The sequence below is a fragment of the Solwaraspora sp. WMMB762 genome (assembly GCF_049179115.1).
In the GTDB taxonomy this organism is placed as follows: Bacteria; Actinomycetota; Actinomycetes; order Mycobacteriales; family Micromonosporaceae; genus Micromonospora_E.
Window position 1 is genome coordinate 3630637 of the sequence record NZ_JBMHMD010000001.1, and the last position, 16692, is coordinate 3647328.

Below are 16692 nucleotides of genomic sequence, written 5' to 3' on the forward strand. Positions count from 1 at the left end.
CAATACGCCCCATCAACTCGACACGCCGACGCCCCGTCAGATCACCCGTATCCGATCACGGGTCGACTGAGCACGGAAACGATCCGCAAGCTGGAGACGGATCAGCGTACGACGCCTCGGATCGCGACATTGCATGCGATCGCGCGGGCACTGAGCGTACCGACGACGACTCTGCTCGGGAATGCGAGCACCGGAGCGGCCCGCCGGGAGCCCGGTCATCGCCCGTTGGCGTTGCTCGACCTGCGCAGGGTGCTGATCTCTGCCCGTGGCCCGGCCGGGTACATCGCCGACGAGGTGCCGACGTTGCCAGCGGCGGGGCCCGTGCGGTGACATCCGATAGTAGGATCGGCGTGTGACGCCAGACGAGATCACACCTGGGCCGCTGACGGCGGCGCAGCGCTTGGCGGCGGCCCTGGGTCAGGCGGCACCCTTGCCGCTGAGCACGGATGAGCTTGCGGAGCTGGAAGCGGCGCAGGACCGCGCGGACGCCGACGCTGAGCGGATCTGGGGTGTACGGGGGCAGGCAGCGGCGTGAGGCTACGCCCGCCACGGGTCTTCGACGGCTCGGCGCTGATTGATCTCTTTCACGGCTACCGGGAGCTTGGCGAGCTGCTCGACCAGGCCGAGTCCGGCTGACCGAGCACACCGCGATCGAGATCGGTGGCTGGCCAGGAAGTCTGCCCGCTCGGCACGTCGTGCACGAGGCTGCGGCGGTACGCGGTGTCGTGGTGACCCGCTCGCCGGGAACCTACCGCGGTCTACGCGTTCCGTTGCTGGTGGTGTGAGCGCAGGCGCTGCCTTCTCCGCTCACGCATCGCTGACCAGGTCGCGGGCAACCACCCTCGCGATCGTCACGGCCGATGATCGGCGAACTGGCCGCCGACGCTCCAGTGTGGCTGCGGCACCAGCGGTACGCCCGCGACACCGTACGCATGATCACCACCAGTCGACGTCGGGCCATGGACCAGGAGTTGGCGGAGCTAGCCGCGTTGATGGAAGGCCATCCCGCCTGACCTGACACCGCCGCTCTGCGTTGATCCGCTACGCCCCATCAACTCGACACGCCGACGCCACCTCAGATCACCCGCATCCGATCACGCATCAATGGGTCCACTGTCCCCTGGCATTGGCAAGGTGACGGCTGTCGACGCCCGATGGTGTCACGGCTGAACGGGTATCGTCCGTTGTGCGGTTACGGATAGCACCGCGAGCGTGCGACCGCATGCAAATCCAATGCCGGGAGCCGTGATCATGATCATCGTCGATCCTCGTTGGCCAACCGCTCTGCGGTCGTTGCGGCAAGCCGCTGGGCTGTCCTACCGAGGGCTGGGCCGCCAGGTCGCGTACTCGGCGAGCTATCTGTGTGAGCTCGAGGCGGGTCGCAAGACGCCGACCGTCTCGGTAGCCGAGCATCTGGACGCGGCGTTGGGGGCGGGTGGCAGACTCGCTGGTCTCGTCGTCGATGACGCCGCCGGCCTTGATGGTGATCAGCGTTCTCGCCTCGCTATCGGCGACACGAGCAGCGCTGCCGTCGACGCACTCGCGGTGATCCTGGCTCAGCACCGCCGGCTCGAGGACACAGTGGGATCAGCTGCGGTCGTCGATGCGGCTGCCGCGCAGTTGGCCGCCGTGGAGCGGTTGGCGGCTACCGCCGCAGGGGCCGGGCAAGCTCAGTTGCAGCACATCTACGGGCAGTCGGCGCAGCTCGTGGGGTGGCTGCAGATGACCCTCGGCCAGTATGGGGCCGCTCGCCGTACCCTCGCCCAAGCTGAGACGGCTGCTAGAGCGGCCGGCGATGTGGACCTGATCGCTCTCGTAGTCAGCTTCCGAGGGCACCTTGCAGAGCTGTGCGGCCGACCGACGGAGGCCGCGGAGTTGTCCCGAGCGGCACTCGCTGGCGGTTCCAAGGTCTACATCGGCGAGCGGGTGTACGACACGTTGCAGTTGGCGCGCGCGGTGGCCCATGTGAATGATCGCCGGGCGGCGACCGAAACGATTCGCGAGGCTGACCAGCTGGCCGCAGAGTTCGACGTCATCGGCAGCGATCCTCCACCCTGGCACTACTACCGGTCCGCCGCCTTCCTGACGATGGAGCGTGGCCTCGTACACGCCATCCACGCCAGCACCGATAGCCGGGCAGCCGATGCCGCGATCAGTGATCTGACCGCTGGCCTTGCCGCCCTTCCCGATGTGCAGCGGCACGCCGAATGGGCTGGCGACTACCTTCTCGCGCTTGCCGACGTGCATGCGGCGGTCGGGGATCAGAACGCGAGCACTCACACGCTCGAAGAGGTCCAGACGGTTGCCGATGCCACCGGGTCGGCCCGGCTGCGGCGAGCTGTTCGCAAGCGGCCGGCGAACGATTGAGCAGTAGACGTCACTGCAAGTTGCCGTCAGGCTACTCGTAGAGGTTGAACAGCTGCCTTGTCCGCCAGGTTCGTAACGGCATGGGCAGGGCTGCGAGACCTCGCGTTAGCTGGGCCCGACGCCGTACCCGCGATCGCCCTTTTTCGCGCGTCGGGCCCGCCCGCTGGGCGGTGGCCCGGGGTCGACACGGAGAGCCACCTCGGGTCGCCGCCCTCCACGCCCTATGCCGAGAGGGGGCCTGTGTGGTGATGGATACGCGGAGTAACGTCTGGTGTGGCGGCAAGAGCCGGAAGGTTGTTGGTCGGTGCCACCCGGCAGCTACCAAGGTGGTGACGCGCATGACCCGCATCAGCGACCCGCGATGGCCGTCGACCTTGCGCCGGTTGCGTCAGCAGGCCGGGCTCTCGCTGCGTGATCTCGCCGCGAAGGCGCACTACGCCAAGTCGTACCTGCATGATCTGGAGACCGGTCGCAAGACACCGACGCCCGAGGTCGCCGGTCGGCTCGACGACGTGCTCGACACCGGTGGAGTGCTCTCCACGATGCTCACCGACGACGGCGCACACGATTCCACCGAGCTGGCCCGCCGGGTCGCGGCCACCGACATCAGCAGCAGCACCCTCGCTGGTCTGGAAGCGGCCGTCGACGAACTTGCCGTCGCCTACCCAGTCACCGCGTCGCACGTCCTCCTTCCACGCATCCGCCAACACCTGACCTACGTCACCACCCTGATCAGCTCCGGCCGCCGGATGACGCTGGACCAGCACCGACGGATTCTCGTCGCCGGCGGATGGCTGTCGCTGCTCACCGCTACCGTGCTGATCGACCTACGGCGGACCGGTGCCGCTGCCGGGCACCTGCACACCGCCAACGAGATGTCCGCCCACACCGAACACGCCGAGATCCGTGCGTGGTGCCTGGAAACCCGCGCTTGGGAGGCGCTCACCGCCGGCGAGCCCGCGACAGCGCTTGCCCTGGCCGAAGGGGCGCAGACCGTCGCTCCGACCGGCAGCAGCGCCAAACTGCAGGCGACCGCCCAGACCGGGCGGGCGCTGGCGCTGCTCGGCGACCGACCGGCCACCGGGCGACGACTGGCCCAGCTGGAGCGGATGGTGTCGCCGCTGAGCCAGCCGGACCGGCCTGAGCACCACTACCGCTACGACCCGGGCAAAGCCCGAGCGTACGTGGCGACCACCTTGGCGTGGGTCGGTGATCCGGCCGCCGCCACCGAGGCCGGCGATGTCCTGGCCCGGCTGCTCGCCGAGGGCAGCCGCCCCCGGCGCATCGCGTCGGCCCGGTTGGACCTCGGCCAGGCCGTACTGTCGATGGACCCGCACGAGTCGATAGCGCAGGTCACGGCGGCGGTCGCCTCGGGCCGGGTCGCGGCGTCGAACTGGTGGCGGGTCGACCGGGTACGCCGAGGTCTGGCCGAGGTAGGGGTGCCGGCCGCCGAGTTGGATGAGCTGTGCGCGACACATCAGCCGTCAATGTGACGGCGGACAGTAGCCAGCGCTGGCGGACGGCGACACTGTAGACCGTCGTACGAGCGCCGGGCAGGCTACAACCAGGTCGCACCACCTGTGGATCAGCGACCTGCCAGCAAGGCCCGACGCCGTACCCGCGATCGCCCTTTTCGCGCGTCGGGCCCGCCCGCTGGGCGGCGGCCCGGGGTCGACACGGAGAGCCACCTCGGGTCGCCGCCCTCCACACTCGTCGAGGGGGACGTCTGTGTTCGGGAAGTGGTTTCAGCGTGCGGACATACCGGTCGATGTGGTCTACCCGGTGCCGGGCCGGCGGCGGTACGCCGACCGTACGGTGCCGCCGCCGGACCGGCGGCCGGCGACGCGGACCGATCGAGCGGAGCGGCGGGGCGGTAACGCCGGCCGGCACTACCTGCGGTGAGAAAGCCCCAGGCCGGTGGCGGTGGGCCGGTGCACGAGCCGGTGCGTCCGTCGTGGTGCTGTGCGGTGTGCCCGGAGGGGACGTCGTGGCCGTGTCCGCCGGGCCGGACGCAGTTGGCCGAGGCATACGTCGGTGAGCCGCTGGCGCTTGCGGTCGACGTCGGTGAGCTGCTGACCGTCGCCGCCGAGGAGGCCGGCATCACCGACCCGGCCGAACTCTACGAACGGTTCGTGTCGTGGACGTGGATCGACGCGGGTGGCCGGCGGTGAGTGTGGCGGTCGGGCGGCGGGTGGCCCTGTGGCGGGTGCGGCGGCAGATGACCCAGCAGGTGCTCGCCGACCGGATCGGCCGGTCGAAGAGCTGGGTGGAGAAGGTGGAGCGCGGTGTCCGGACGCTGGACCGGTTCTCGCTGATCCAGCAGGTCGCCGACGTGCTGCGGGTCGACCCGACGGAGCTGCTGGGCGACACCGGCCAGCCGCAGATCGGCGGCACGTCGGCCGGCGTCGACGCGGTCCGGGCGGCACTCGCGCGTTACGAGGTGTTCGCCGCCGGCCCGGCCGGGCCGGCAGCCGATGCCGGGGAGGTGTCGCAGCGGGTGGAGCACGCCTGGTCGACGTACCGGCACGGGGACCATCCCCGGCTGCTGCGGACGGTGCCGGAGCTGCTGGACGCCGCACGCCGGCTACACGCAGCGCGACCAGAACATGGGACGGAGCCGCTGGTGCGGGCGTACCGGGTCACCGCGCTCGTGCTCGTCAAAGTCGGCGAGGCGGACCTGGCCTGGCTGGCGGCCGACCGGGCACTCGCCACAGCGGGCAGCGATCCGCTACTGGCCGGGTCGGCGGCGGTGCCGCTCGCGCAGGCGCTGCGCGGGCTGGGCCAGGGCCGGCTGGCGACGACCACAGCGGTCGCCGCCGCCGACCGGGTCGCCACATCCACCGATGGGGAGGCGAGACCGGGTTCCCGGGCGGTGTACGGGACGTTGCTGCTGCAGGCCGGGTTGGCCGCCGCCGGCTGCGGCGACACCGCCAACGCCAGTGAGCTGCTCGGTCGGGCTACCCATGTCGCCGGGCAAGTTGGCGACGGGCTGGACTACCGTACGGCGGACTTCGGCCCGGCGGCCGTCGAGCTGGCGCACGTGGTGGCGGCGGTGGAGTCGGGCGATGCCCAGCAGGCGGTACGCCGACACGAGGCAGCCAGCAGGCAGCAGACATGGCGCGGGCTGCCCGCCGAGCACCGGGCGGCGTACCTGGTGGACGCCGCACGGGCGTACCTCGACGTCGCTGACTTCACCGCGGCAGGACGCTGGCTCGTCGAGGCGGACCGCGTCGCACCGGCTGAAATCCGCTCCCGGCCTTCCGCCCGTACCGTCGTGGCTGAGATTTCCCGCCACGGACCGCAGGTTGCCGGCGTCGGCCGGCTGGCGACGGCGCTCGGGCTGACGAGATCCGGAAACGAGGGAACCGCTATGACCCTCATCCGGCCGGTTTGAGGGTCATGGAGGTTCCCTCGGCAGATGCAGCCGCTGCCACCCGCTGGCTAACCCGGGGGCGGGCCGTAGCCGGGCGGCGGTGGGTTGTAGTGGCCGGGCCGGACCTGATATCCGGACGGCGGACCGTACCCAGGCGGGGGCGGCGCGCCATAGCCGGGCGGTGGCGGTGGCGGTGGCGGTGGCGGTTGACCGTAGCCGGGCGGCAGCACGCCGTAACCAGGGGGCGGACCGTAGCCAGGGGGCGGGCCGTAACCGGGTGGCGGAGCGCCGTAGCCGGAGAACGGGGGTGGGCCGTAACCGGGCGGGGTGCCCGGACCGGCACCGGGCCAGCCCGGGTAGCCGGCGAACATCGGCGGCGGAGGTGGCGGGGGCGCGGTGAGCACCACCGGGATCGGCACCACCGGCTCATCCGGCGCGGGCACCTGCCGCTGGCTGCCGTCCGGGAAGGTGATCTGGTAGTCCGCCCCGTTCCACAGCGCGTGCGGCGCCTGCGGGTCCCGGCCGACGAACGCCTGCCGGTAGCCGGCCAGCGCGGTCAGCAGCCGCTGCTCCTCCTTGGCGTGCCGGGCCAGCTCCTTTGGTTTGCTCTCCAGGCCGCGCAGCAGGCCGTCGCGCAGCAGCGCCAGCTTGGTGGCGGCGGCCTGGAAGTCGCGCATCGCCCGTACGCCCGGCTCGCCGGCCACCCGGCTGGCCCAGCGGCGCGCCGAGTGCCGCCGGCCCAGGCTGCCCAACGCCGCTACCTCCGGCGGGGTGAACCAGCCGGCCCGGACGTAGTCGGGCAGCACCCGCTCGGTCAGCCGCCCTTCCCAGCTGCGCAGCCACACCGCCAGGCCCACCATGCCGAAGAAGATCGGCACCATCAGGCCGATGTAGCCGTACAGCAGGATCAGGGTCTGGCCGGTCGCCTCGACCAGCGTCGGGATCAGGTTCCAGGCCCCGTGCAGCATCATCGCCAGCAGCAGCCCGGCGGTCGGCGCGAGCACCCGGATCCGCCGGTCGGCGGTACGGGCGGCGATGCCCAGCCCCACACCGGCCATCGAGGTGAACAGGGGGTGGGCGAAACCGGTGAACAGAATCCGGACGATGAAGATGGCGAAGACGTTCTGCGCGCCGGTCGCCGGGCCGTACTGTTCGGCGCCGGCGGCGTAGCCGTATCCGCCGAGGTAGAGGATGTTCTCCACCATCGCGAAGCCGATCGCGGACATGCCGCAGTAGACGATCCCGTCGGTGATGCCGGACCATTCGCGGCGGCGGGTCAGCAGCAGCAGGATCGGGCCGAGGGTCTTGGTCAGCTCCTCGATGAACGGCGCCACCAGCACCGCCACCAGCCCCTCCGAGTAGCCCCAGCTGTCCAGCAGGTCGGCGGAGAAGTTGTTCACCACCAACGAGGCCGAGGTCGACACGAAGGCACCCCAGGCGAAGCAGAAGGCGAGATAGTGCACCGGCTCCGGCTCGTAGCGGTCCAGCCACAGGAAGCAGGCGACCAGCACCGGCACCGGCAGCACGGCGGCGATCACGCCGACGGTCAGCGCGACCGGGCCGATCGCCATCCCGAGGTAACTCAGGATCGCCACTCCGCAGCCGGCGATGAAGACCACGATGCCGACCAGGGTCAGCCAGCGCAGCCAGACGCTGCGCCGCAGCCGACCGGCCGGCACGACCCCGTCCGCCGGCTCCGCCGGAGCGGCCGCCGGTGCCACCGGCTCAGCCGTTGAAGCCGCTGCGTCTGCTGCGGTTGGTGGGGTGGCCGGAGACACCGGGTCGGCCGGCGTCTGCGGAGCTGGCTGCTCGGGCGGGGACACCGCGTCCACCGGTTCGGTCGGATCGGTCGAATCCGCCGCAGGGCGGGAGCCGGATGGACCACCGGGGACAGTGTCGGACATTGGGCTAGCGTAGCCAGCGCCGACCAACGGCGGGCAGCGTGTCGCCCGGCCGGGCCCGACCGGCGGGGGGTACGCCGCCGTCCCGACCGGCTACTCCGGGGCGTCGCGCCCGAACGCCTCGCTGACCATTCGTTCGACCGCGCCGGCCTCGGTGCCGCTGGCCCGGACCAGGTCGCTCGCGGTAGCCCTGACCTGGGCGACCACCACGCTGCCGTTGAACCCCACACCTGCGTCGTACGCCGCACCGGCGCACCTGGCGGCGTCCAACGCCCGACGCCGGGTGCGCACCGGGTCGGTGCCGGCGTCGAGCTCGTGGCGCAGGATGCGCACCGCGTCGCCGAGGTGGCAGACCGCCTCCGGCAGGGCGCGCGGCACCGGCTCGTCCTCAGTCAGGAGGGAGACCACCCGACGGGTCAGCACCCGGGAGTTGCGCAGCCCTCGGGTGACGTACTCGGCGCTCTCCGCGTACTGGGCCAGTGGGCCGCGGGCTCGCCAGCGCGCCGGGGCCAGGACCGCCGTCTCGCGTCCCGCCTCGACCGCGTCACGGAATTCGGACAGTTCCTTCTCCGCTTCGTGCAGCCGCTTCGAGGCGGCCTCGGCCCGGCGGCGGTCCCGCCCGGCCAGCGCCTTGCCGCTGAGGATCAGCATGTCGGACAGCAGGTCCAATGCCGGGTCGGCGGCGCGGCGCACGATGACCAGCGGGTTGAGCGGCAGCAGCAGGATCAGCACCACCAGCCCGATCAGCCCGCCGACCAGGGCGTCGATGAACCGGTCCGGGTAGAGGCTCTCCGTCTGCGGGGTGAGGGTGGCGACCAGCACCCCGGACGACGCGGCCTGGGTGACCAGCGCGGCGCCGCTGCCCAGGAAGACGGCGGTCACCACCGCGAGCGGCACGATCAGCAGCAGCTGCCAGGTGCCGGTGCCGATGGTGATGATGATCAGATCGCCGATGGCGATCCCGACCGCGACGCCGACCACCAGTTCGGCGGCGCGTTTGAGCCGCTGCCCGATCGAGGCGCTGAGGATGATCACCGCTGAGATCGGGGCGAAGAAGGGCAGCGGGTGGCCGATCACCCGACGGGCGATGAACCAGGCCAGCGCCGCCGCCAGGCCGGCCTGCAGGGCGAGTACGAGGTTGGCGCGGACCCGTTCCGACCGCTCCCGGACCTCGATGGAGACCCGGCTACGGGTCAGGGTGAGCAGCCCGGTGAGGCGGGGTGCCGCCGCCGCGCGTGGTGGCTTCCCGGCGTCGGCCATGCGGGCAGCGTACCGAGCAATTTGCGGCTTATGGCGTTATTGCCCATCCGGTCACGCCCGAGGTGGCCGGTCTGGTGCCGCGCTGGCTAGCCTGCGAAGATGTCCGATCTCATCGAGGCCCTCCGCGCGGCGCTGCCCGACGGCGCGGTGCTCACCGACCCCGACCTGCTGCGCGGCCACCAGCGCGACGAGGCCGACCTGTGCGCCGCCGGCACCCCGGCCGTCGTGGTCCGGCCCCGGACGACCGCCGAGGTGGTCGCCACCGTCAAGGTCGCCGCGCGGTACGGCGTACCGGTGGTGCCGCAGGGGGCGCGGACCGGGCTGGCCGGCGCAGCGAACGCGGTCGACGGCGCGGTGGTGCTCTCCACCGCCGCGATGGACCGGATCGTCGACGTCGACCCGGTCAACCGCACCGCCGTCGTCCAGCCCGGCGTGGTCAACGCCACCCTGGCCGCCGAGGTGGCCCGGCACGGGCTGCGCTACCCACCGGACCCCGGCTCGTGGGAGTCGTCCACCATCGGCGGCAACGTGGCCACCAACGCCGGCGGCATGTGCTGCGTCAAGTACGGCGTGACCGGCGAGTACGTCATCGGACTCGAAGTGGTGCTGGCCAGCGGCGAGGTGCTGCGCACCGGCCGACGCACCGCCAAGGGGGTCGCCGGCTACGACCTGACCCGACTCTTCGTCGGCTCCGAAGGCACCCTCGGGGTGATCACCGAGGTGACCGTCGCGTTGCGGCCGGCCGCCGACGCCTCGCTCACCCTGGTCGCGGTCTTCGACTCCACCGCCGCGGCCGGCACCGCCGTCGCCGGCATCGCCTCCGGCGGGCTCAGCCCCAGCCTGCTGGAGCTGCTGGACCGCACCCACCTGCAGGCGATCGAGGCGTACCGGCCGATGGGGTTGCGCACCGACGCCGCCGCGCTGCTGCTCGCCTCGGTCGACACCGGCGCCGCCGCCGGCACCGACCTGGACCGGATCGCGCAGGTGTGCACCGCCGCCGGCGCCGCCGAGGTGTACGCCGCCAGCGACGCGGTCGAGGCCGCCGCCCTGCTGCAGGCCCGCCGGCTGGCCCACCCGGCGATGGAACGCCTCGCCGCGCGGACCTTCCCCGCCGGCAACGGCGGGCTGATCATCGACGACGTGGCGGTGCCCCGCTCGACGCTGGCCCGGATGCTCGACGGCGTCGAGGCGATCGCCGCCGAACACGCCGTACCGATCGGCGTCGTCGGGCATGCCGGCGACGGCAACCTGCACCCGAACATCGTGGTCGACCGGGCCGACCCGGACAGCCTGACGCGCGGCCGGGCCGCCTTCGACGCGATCATGCGACTCGGGCTGGACCTGGGCGGCACCTGCACCGGCGAGCACGGGGTCGGCCTGCTCAAACGCGACTGGCTGGCCGAGGAGATCGGCCCGGTCGGCATGCGGGTGCACCGCGCCATCAAGCAGGCGCTGGACCCGACGAATCTGCTGAACCCCGGCAAACTGCTCTGACCTTCAGCCGGTCGGCGGACTCGGCCAGCCAGCCGGACGTTCAGCCGGTCGGCAGGCCGGTGTCGGTCGGCCAGTCCACGCCCCGGTCGGCGGCGAAGCCACGGACGTCCGCCGCGCCGAGCCGCGCCGCGTCGGCGGTCGCGTCGTCCGGCATCCGCTGCGACTGCAGCTCCGCCGCCACCCGGGCCCGGTAGTGCTCCACCTCGCGACCCCGCACCGCGTCGTCCCAGCCGAGTACCCGGCCCATCACCTCGGCGGCGTGCCCGGCCGAGTCGTTGCCCCGGTGCGGCGTCTCGATCGAGATCCGGGTCCGCCGGGTCAGCACGTCGTCCAGATGCAGCGCGCCCTCGGCGCGGGCCGCGTACGCGATCTCGACGGCCAGGTACTCGGGTGCGCCGGGCACCGGACTGGCCAGCAGCGGATCGTCGTCGATCATCGCCAGCAGCTCCACCGCGAGGGTGCCGTACCGCTCCAGCAGATGCTCCAGCACTCCACCGGGTACGCCGTGCCGGCGGGCCACGTCGGCCCGGTCCCGCCACATCGCGGCGAACCCGTCGGCACCGAGCAGCGGCAGGTCGGCGGTCCGCGACGGCCGGGTCACCCCGAGCCGGGCCGCCGCCCGGTCCACCACGTCCGCGGCCATCACCCGGTACGTCGTGTACTTGCCGCCGGCCACCAACAGCAGACCCAGCATCGGCTCCACCACGGCGTGCTCGCGGGACAGCCGCGACGTCGAGTCCGCCTCACCGGACAGCAGCGGCCGCAGCCCGGCGTACACCCCTTCGATGTCGCGCGGCGTCAACGGCCGGTCCAGCACCGTGTTCACCTGGTCGAGCAGGTAGCCGATGTCGCGCTCGGAGGCGGCCGGGTGGGCGCGGTCGAGCCGCCAGTCGGTGTCCGTGGTGCCGATGATCCAGTGCCCACCCCAGGGCAGCACGAACAGCACCGAGGTGGCGGTACGCAGGATCAGCCCGGCCTCGCCGGTGATCGCCGACCGGGGCACCACCAGATGCACGCCCTTCGACGCGCGTACCCGCAGACCGGGCCGGACCCCGACGTCGCCGAGCATCCGCGACACGTCGTCGCTCCACACCCCGGTGGCCGCGATGACGGTACGGGCGCGTACCTCGAACTCGGCATCCGGGTCACCGGGCCGGGCCTCCATGTCCCGGACCCGCACCCCGGTCACCTCGCGGGCCTGGCGCAGCAGGCCGACGGCGCGGGCGCTGGTCACCACGGCCGCGCCGAGGCTGGCCGCGGTCCGCGCCAGGGTGACCACCAGCCGGGCGTCGTCGACCTGACCGTCGTAGTAGCGCACGGCGCCGGCGACGACGTCCGACCGCAGGCTGGGAAAGACCCGCCGGGCGCCTTCGCGGGACAGGTGCCGGTGCAGCGGCATCCCCCGACCGCCGCCGAACACCCCGGCGAACGCGTCGTACGCGGCGACCCCGGTGCCGTAGTAGGCCCGCCGCCAGACCCGGCCGGGCAGCGCCCGTGGCCCGCTGGCGCCACCCTGCGGCAGCGGAACCAGGATCGGGACCGGCCGGACCAGGTGCGGGGCGATCCGGGTGGCCAGCAGGCCACGCTCGGTCAACGCCTCGTGCACCAGCCCGAACTCGAGCTGCTCCAGATAGCGCAGCCCGCCGTGGATCAGTTTGCTGGACCGGCTGGACGTGCCGGCGGCGTAGTCGCGGGCCTCGACCAGCGCCACCTTGAGACCACGGGACGCGGCGTCGAGGGCGGCGCCGACGCCGGTCACCCCACCCCCGATCACCAGTACGTCGAACCGCTCGCCTCGGAGGCGGCGCAGATCGGCGGCGCGGCGGGTCACGGACAGCTGGCCGGCGGCGTACCGGGAGACGGCAGGGTCACGCACCTCTCCACCGTATCCGGCCGCCTAGGGTGGCGGACATGACGCAGCCGCCCGGTCATCCCGGCTATCCGTATCCCGGTCAGCCCTACCCGATGCCGCCGCCGTACCCGATGCAGCCGCCCGCTGCCGGGCCGCCGCCGGCCAGCGTGTGGCCGACGGTCGCCGCCGTGACGATCGCGATCTGGTCGGTCGGTGTGACGGTGTTCGCGCAGACCGGCGGCTGGCTGACCGACCAGGTCCTGCTGGCCAGCGGGCTGCCCACCCCGGCGGTGGTCTGGCCGCTGATCGCGTTCGGCAACGCACTGCTGGTCGGCGTGCCCACCATGCTGCTGGCGCTGGTGCCCCGGTCACCGGCGGTACGGGCGACCGGCCGGGCGTGGCTGGTCGCCGCGTTCGCCCTCGGCGGTTTCGGGCTACTGCGGGCCGTACCGAACGTCCACCACGAGCTGTACCTGGCCGCGCTCACCGCGCTCGCCGCCGGCGGCGCCGCCGGGCTGCGGGCGCTACGGCGCCGGTCCGAGCCGAGCGGGGTCGAGCCAGCTCAGCCCGGCCAGGCCGAGCCAGGTCAGGTTCAGTCAGCTCAGGCCGAGCCAGCTCAGGTTCAGCCGGGCAAGGCAGACCGGATGGCCGCCGTCCTGATCGCCGTCGCGGCCGGGCTGGTCATGCTGCTGCCCTGGTTGTGGGTCGGTGCGCTGGGCGGCGCGGTGGAGACGGCACTCGCCGTCGCCGCGGCGGCCGCGATCGGCTGGTACGCCGCCGAACTGCTGCCCCGCCGGTTCTGGACGGCGATCGGCGCCGGCCCGCAGGGGCGCTCAGCGGTGCGCACCATCCTGCTCGGCGGGACGGTGGCCGGAGTCGGGCTGCTGCTGCTCGCCGCCGGCGTCGGCCAACCCGGCGGGCAGCTGGCCGCGATCCTGGTACTGCCGCCGATCGGGTACGCGGCCGCGGCGATCGGCTGGGCCGCCGACCGGTCCAGCGCGCCGGTCGGCGTACTGGCCGGGCTGTCCGTCGCCGGACCGCTGGCCCTGCTCGACCCGGAAGAGGTCTCGCTGCTCCTGGCCATCGGCCGTGACCTCCCGTTCTGGGCGGCGGTCGGTGCCGGCGTCGGGCTGGCGCTGGCGCTCGTGTTGGGCCTCGGACTCGGCTTCGGTCTCGGTTGGCGGCGGGCGGGTCGACCGCCACGGCTGGCAGGTCGACCATTGCGGTGGGTGGCGGCGGCCACCGTCGCGGCGCTGGCGGTGGTCGGGGGCGCCGTGCACCTCGCCGTCGGGCAGCCGGGGCTGCACGGCGAACGGCTGTTCGTGATGCTGCGGGAACAGGCCGATCTGTCCGACGTGCCGCGCGGCACCGGACCGCAGGCCCGCGACGAACGGGTCCGCACGGTCTTCCAAGCGCTGGTCGACACCGCCGAGGCCAGCCAGGCCGACCTGCGCGACGATCTGGACCGGTGGGGGCTGTCCTACACGCCGTACTACCTGGTCAACGCAATCGAGGTGGACGCCGGGCCGGCGCTGCGGCCCTGGCTGACCCGGCGGGACGACGTCGATCGGGTGCTGATCAGTCAGCAACTACGGCCGCTGCCGGCCACGGTCGAGCCCGAACGGGGCGAGCAGCCCGCTCCGCGTACCCCGCCGTGGAACATCACCATGCTCGGTGCCGAACGGGTCTGGACGGAGCTCGGCGTCGACGGCGCCGGCATCGTGGTCGGCTCCTCGGACTCCGGCGTGGACGGCGACCATCCGGCCCTGTCCGACGGGTTCCGGGGCGGCGACGACTCCTGGTTCGACCCGTGGAACGACACCCGTACGCCGACCGACAACAACGGGCACGGCACCCACACGCTCGGCTCGGCGGTCGGCGACACCGACGTCGGGGTCGCCCCCGGCGCCTCCTGGGTGGGCTGTGTCAACCTGGACCGCAACCTCGGCAACCCGGCCCGCTACCTGGACTGCCTGCAGTTCATGCTGGCCCCGTTCCCGACCGGGGGCGACCCGTTCGCCGACGGGCGACCGGAGCGCGCCCCGCACGTGCTGACCAACTCGTGGGGCTGCCCCGAGCTGGAAGGCTGCGACCTGAGTTCGCTGCGACCGGCCACCGAGGCGCTGGCCGCCGCTGGGCTGATGATGGTCGCCGCCGCCGGCAACACCGGCCCGTTCTGCAGCTCGGTCGACGACCCGCCGGCCCCGTACGCGGACGTGCTGACCGTCGGCGCGGTGGACGCCGACCGGGAGGTCACCGACTTCTCCAGCCGGGGCCCGGCGCCGGACGGCACCGTCAAACCGGACCTGGTGGCACCGGGCGCCGACGTGCTGTCGGCGATGCCCGGCGGCGGGTACGCGGCGCTGGACGGTACGTCGATGGCGACCCCGCAGGTGGCCGGGGTGGTGGCGCTGCTGTGGTCGGCGCAACCGGAGCTGATCGGTGATCTGGACGGCACGGCGCGGATCCTGCGGCAGACCGCCGCCGAGGCCGGCACCGGGGGCGGTGACACCTGCGGTGATCCGGCGAACCTCACCGGCGCCGGCCTGGTCGACGCGTACGCGGCGGTGCAGGCCGCCCGGTCCGGCGGCTGATCGGCGCGGGGCCGGAGACGCCGCAGGGCGGTTACCGGGAAGCTGCCCGGTAACCGCCCTGCGGTCTTGTCGCTACTGCGGCGTGGCTGGACTCAGAAGTCCATCTCGCCGCCGCCGGGCGCGCCGGCCGGGGCCGGGGTCTTCTCCGGCTTGTCCGCCACCACGGCCTCGGTGGTCAGGAACAGGGCCGCGATCGACGAGGCGTTCTGCAGCGCCGACCGGGTCACCTTGGCCGGGTCGATGATGCCCGCCTGCAGCAGGTCCACGTAGTCGCCGTTGGCGGCGTTGAGGCCGTGGCCGGCCTCCAGGTTGCGGACCTTCTCCACCACGACGCCGCCTTCGAGGCCGGCGTTGACGGCGATCTGCCGCAGCGGGGCGTCCAGCGCGATCTTCACGATCTGCGCGCCGGTCGCCTCGTCGCCGACCAGGTCGAGCTTGTCGAAGGCGGTCTTGCCGGCCTGCACCAGGGCGACGCCACCACCGGGGACGATGCCCTCCTCGACGGCCGCCTTGGCGTTGCGCACCGCGTCCTCGATGCGGTGCTTGCGCTCCTTGAGCTCCACCTCGGTGGCCGCACCGACCTTGATCACCGCGACGCCGCCGGCCAGCTTGGCCAGCCGCTCCTGCAGCTTCTCGCGGTCGTAGTCGGAGTCGCTCTTCTCGATCTCGGCCCGGATCTGGTTGACCCGGCCCTGGATCTGCTCGGCGTCGCCGGCACCGTCGACGACCGTGGTCTCGTCCTTGGTCACCTGGACCTTGCGGGCCCGGCCCAGCATGTCGATGGTCACCGCGTCGAGCTTCAGGCCGAGCTCCTCGCTGACGACCTGGCCGCCGGTGAGGATCGAGATGTCGGTCAGCATCGCCTTGCGGCGGTCACCGAAGCCGGGGGCCTTGACGGCAACCGACTTGAAGGTGCCGCGCACCTTGTTGACGATCAGGGTGGCCAGCGCCTCGCCCTCGACGTCCTCGGCGATGATCAGCAGCGGCTTGCCCGACTGCATGATCTTCTCCAGGATCGGGAGCAGGTCCTTGACCGAGGAGATCTTGCTGTTGACGATCAGGATGTAGGGGTCGTCGAGGACGGCCTCCATCCGCTCCGGGTCGGTCCAGAAGTAGGGCGAGATGTAGCCCTTGTCGAAGCGCATACCCTCGGTGAGCTCCAGCTCCAGGCCGAAGGTGTTGCTCTCCTCGACGGTGATGACGCCTTCCTTGCCGACCTTGTCCATCGCCTCGGCGATGATCTCGCCGACGCTGGAGTCACCGGCGGAGATCGACGCGGTGGACGCGATCTGCTCCTTGGTCTCCACGTCCTTGGCGAGCTTGCTCAGCTCCTCCGCGACGTTGGCGACGGCGGCCTCGATGCCCCGCTTCAGGGCCATCGGGTTCGCGCCGGCCGCGACGTTGCGCAGGCCCTCGCGGACCAGGGCCTGGGCCAGGACGGTCGCCGTCGTCGTGCCGTCACCGGCCACGTCGTCGGTCTTCTTGGCGACCTCCTTGACCAGCTCGGCGCCGATCTTCTCGTACGGGTCCTCGAGCTCGATCTCCTTGGCGATGCTCACACCATCGTTGGTGATGGTGGGAGCGCCCCACTTCTTTTCGAGCACGACGTTGCGGCCCTTCGGGCCCAGCGTCACCTTGACGGCGTCGGCGAGGGTGTTCATGCCCCGCTCGAGACCGCGGCGCGCCTCTTCGTCGAACGCGATCATCTTGGCCATACGGCGTTGTCCTCCTGGACGCTCGCAGCACCGGAGCCGGTCAGCTCCGCCATGCCGCCTGCTCTACGCACCTTCGGACGTCACTACCTGGCGACAGTGACGTCCGCCGGCCGGGCCGGATAGCCCGCGACGACCG

General features: G+C 72.5%; 14 protein-coding genes. 10 read left to right on the forward strand and 4 right to left on the reverse strand.

What is annotated here, in order from left to right; translation table 11 throughout:
- The first annotated feature begins 129 nt into the window (after positions 1-129).
- From ACN27J_RS16125 to ACN27J_RS16160, 8 genes are all read left to right on the forward strand, one after another.
- Positions 130-330, forward strand: a complete 201-nt coding sequence (locus ACN27J_RS16125; RefSeq protein ID WP_421367136.1) for a hypothetical protein — start codon at positions 130-132, stop codon at positions 328-330.
- 22 nt (positions 331-352) lie between these two features.
- Entirely contained in the window at positions 353-535 is a 183-nt protein-coding gene (locus tag ACN27J_RS16130; protein ID WP_421367137.1) for a hypothetical protein, read from the forward strand.
- Positions 536-860: 325 nt separating this feature from the next.
- On the forward strand, positions 861-1013 hold the full coding sequence (locus ACN27J_RS16135; RefSeq protein WP_421367138.1) for a hypothetical protein: 153 nt from the start codon (positions 861-863) through the stop codon (positions 1011-1013).
- A gap of 238 nt (positions 1014-1251) precedes the next feature.
- Complete coding sequence (locus ACN27J_RS16140; RefSeq protein ID WP_421367139.1) at positions 1252-2367, forward strand: helix-turn-helix domain-containing protein; 1116 nt, start codon at positions 1252-1254, stop codon at positions 2365-2367.
- Between the two features lie 338 nt (positions 2368-2705).
- Entirely contained in the window at positions 2706-3860 is a 1155-nt protein-coding gene (locus ACN27J_RS16145; RefSeq protein WP_421367140.1) for a helix-turn-helix domain-containing protein, read from the forward strand.
- Between the two features lie 235 nt (positions 3861-4095).
- Complete coding sequence (locus ACN27J_RS16150) at positions 4096-4269, forward strand: hypothetical protein (protein WP_278171760.1); 174 nt, start codon at positions 4096-4098, stop codon at positions 4267-4269.
- Positions 4266-4538, forward strand: a complete 273-nt coding sequence (locus tag ACN27J_RS16155; protein WP_421367142.1) for a flavin reductase — start codon at positions 4266-4268, stop codon at positions 4536-4538. The genes ACN27J_RS16150 and ACN27J_RS16155 overlap by 4 nt, the downstream gene beginning before the upstream one ends.
- Positions 4535-5761, forward strand: coding sequence for a helix-turn-helix domain-containing protein (locus ACN27J_RS16160; RefSeq protein WP_421367143.1), 1227 nt, complete (start codon positions 4535-4537; stop codon positions 5759-5761). Before ACN27J_RS16155 ends, ACN27J_RS16160 begins: the two co-directional genes overlap by 4 nt.
- A gap of 47 nt (positions 5762-5808) precedes the next feature.
- On the opposite strand, the gene ACN27J_RS16165 is transcribed toward ACN27J_RS16160, so the two are convergent.
- Together ACN27J_RS16165 and ACN27J_RS16170 are read right to left on the reverse strand one after the other, a co-directional pair.
- Complete coding sequence (locus tag ACN27J_RS16165; protein WP_421367144.1) at positions 5809-7644, reverse strand: PrsW family intramembrane metalloprotease; 1836 nt, start codon at positions 7642-7644, stop codon at positions 5809-5811.
- 90 nt (positions 7645-7734) lie between these two features.
- Entirely contained in the window at positions 7735-8901 is a 1167-nt protein-coding gene (locus ACN27J_RS16170) for an FUSC family protein (protein WP_421367145.1), read from the reverse strand.
- A 99-nt stretch (positions 8902-9000) separates the two neighbouring features.
- On the opposite strand from ACN27J_RS16170, the gene ACN27J_RS16175 reads away from it, so the two are divergent.
- Positions 9001-10395, forward strand: coding sequence for an FAD-binding oxidoreductase (locus ACN27J_RS16175; RefSeq protein ID WP_421367146.1), 1395 nt, complete (start codon positions 9001-9003; stop codon positions 10393-10395).
- A 40-nt stretch (positions 10396-10435) separates the two neighbouring features.
- On the opposite strand, the gene ACN27J_RS16180 is transcribed toward ACN27J_RS16175, so the two are convergent.
- Complete coding sequence (locus ACN27J_RS16180) at positions 10436-12271, reverse strand: glycerol-3-phosphate dehydrogenase/oxidase (protein ID WP_421367147.1); 1836 nt, start codon at positions 12269-12271, stop codon at positions 10436-10438.
- Between the two features lie 107 nt (positions 12272-12378).
- On the opposite strand from ACN27J_RS16180, the gene ACN27J_RS16185 reads away from it, so the two are divergent.
- The gene (locus tag ACN27J_RS16185; RefSeq protein ID WP_421372286.1) at positions 12379-14841 is read left to right on the forward strand and encodes a S8 family serine peptidase; all 2463 of its coding nucleotides are present in this window, start codon (positions 12379-12381) and stop codon (positions 14839-14841) included.
- A gap of 92 nt (positions 14842-14933) precedes the next feature.
- On the opposite strand, the gene groL is transcribed toward ACN27J_RS16185, so the two are convergent.
- On the reverse strand, positions 14934-16556 hold the full coding sequence (groL, locus tag ACN27J_RS16190) for a chaperonin GroEL (RefSeq protein WP_278171770.1): 1623 nt from the start codon (positions 16554-16556) through the stop codon (positions 14934-14936).
- Positions 16557-16692: the final 136 nt, after the last annotated feature.

What these genes read in the sequence shown, in the direction of transcription:
- ACN27J_RS16185 (WP_421372286.1), top strand. Translation starts at nt 12,379, where the DNA reads ATGCAGCCGCCCGCTGCCGGGCCGCCGCCGGCCAGCGTGTGGCCGACG.
- ACN27J_RS16170 (WP_421367145.1), bottom strand. Translation starts at nt 8,901, where the DNA reads ATGGCCGACGCCGGGAAGCCACCACGCGCGGCGGCGGCACCCCGCCTC.
- groL (WP_278171770.1), bottom strand. Translation starts at nt 16,556, where the DNA reads ATGGCCAAGATGATCGCGTTCGACGAAGAGGCGCGCCGCGGTCTCGAG.
- ACN27J_RS16145 (WP_421367140.1), top strand. Translation starts at nt 2,706, where the DNA reads ATGACCCGCATCAGCGACCCGCGATGGCCGTCGACCTTGCGCCGGTTG.
- ACN27J_RS16135 (WP_421367138.1), top strand. Translation starts at nt 861, where the DNA reads ATGATCGGCGAACTGGCCGCCGACGCTCCAGTGTGGCTGCGGCACCAG.
- ACN27J_RS16140 (WP_421367139.1), top strand. Translation starts at nt 1,252, where the DNA reads ATGATCATCGTCGATCCTCGTTGGCCAACCGCTCTGCGGTCGTTGCGG.
- ACN27J_RS16165 (WP_421367144.1), bottom strand. Translation starts at nt 7,644, where the DNA reads ATGTCCGACACTGTCCCCGGTGGTCCATCCGGCTCCCGCCCTGCGGCG.
- ACN27J_RS16175 (WP_421367146.1), top strand. Translation starts at nt 9,001, where the DNA reads ATGTCCGATCTCATCGAGGCCCTCCGCGCGGCGCTGCCCGACGGCGCG.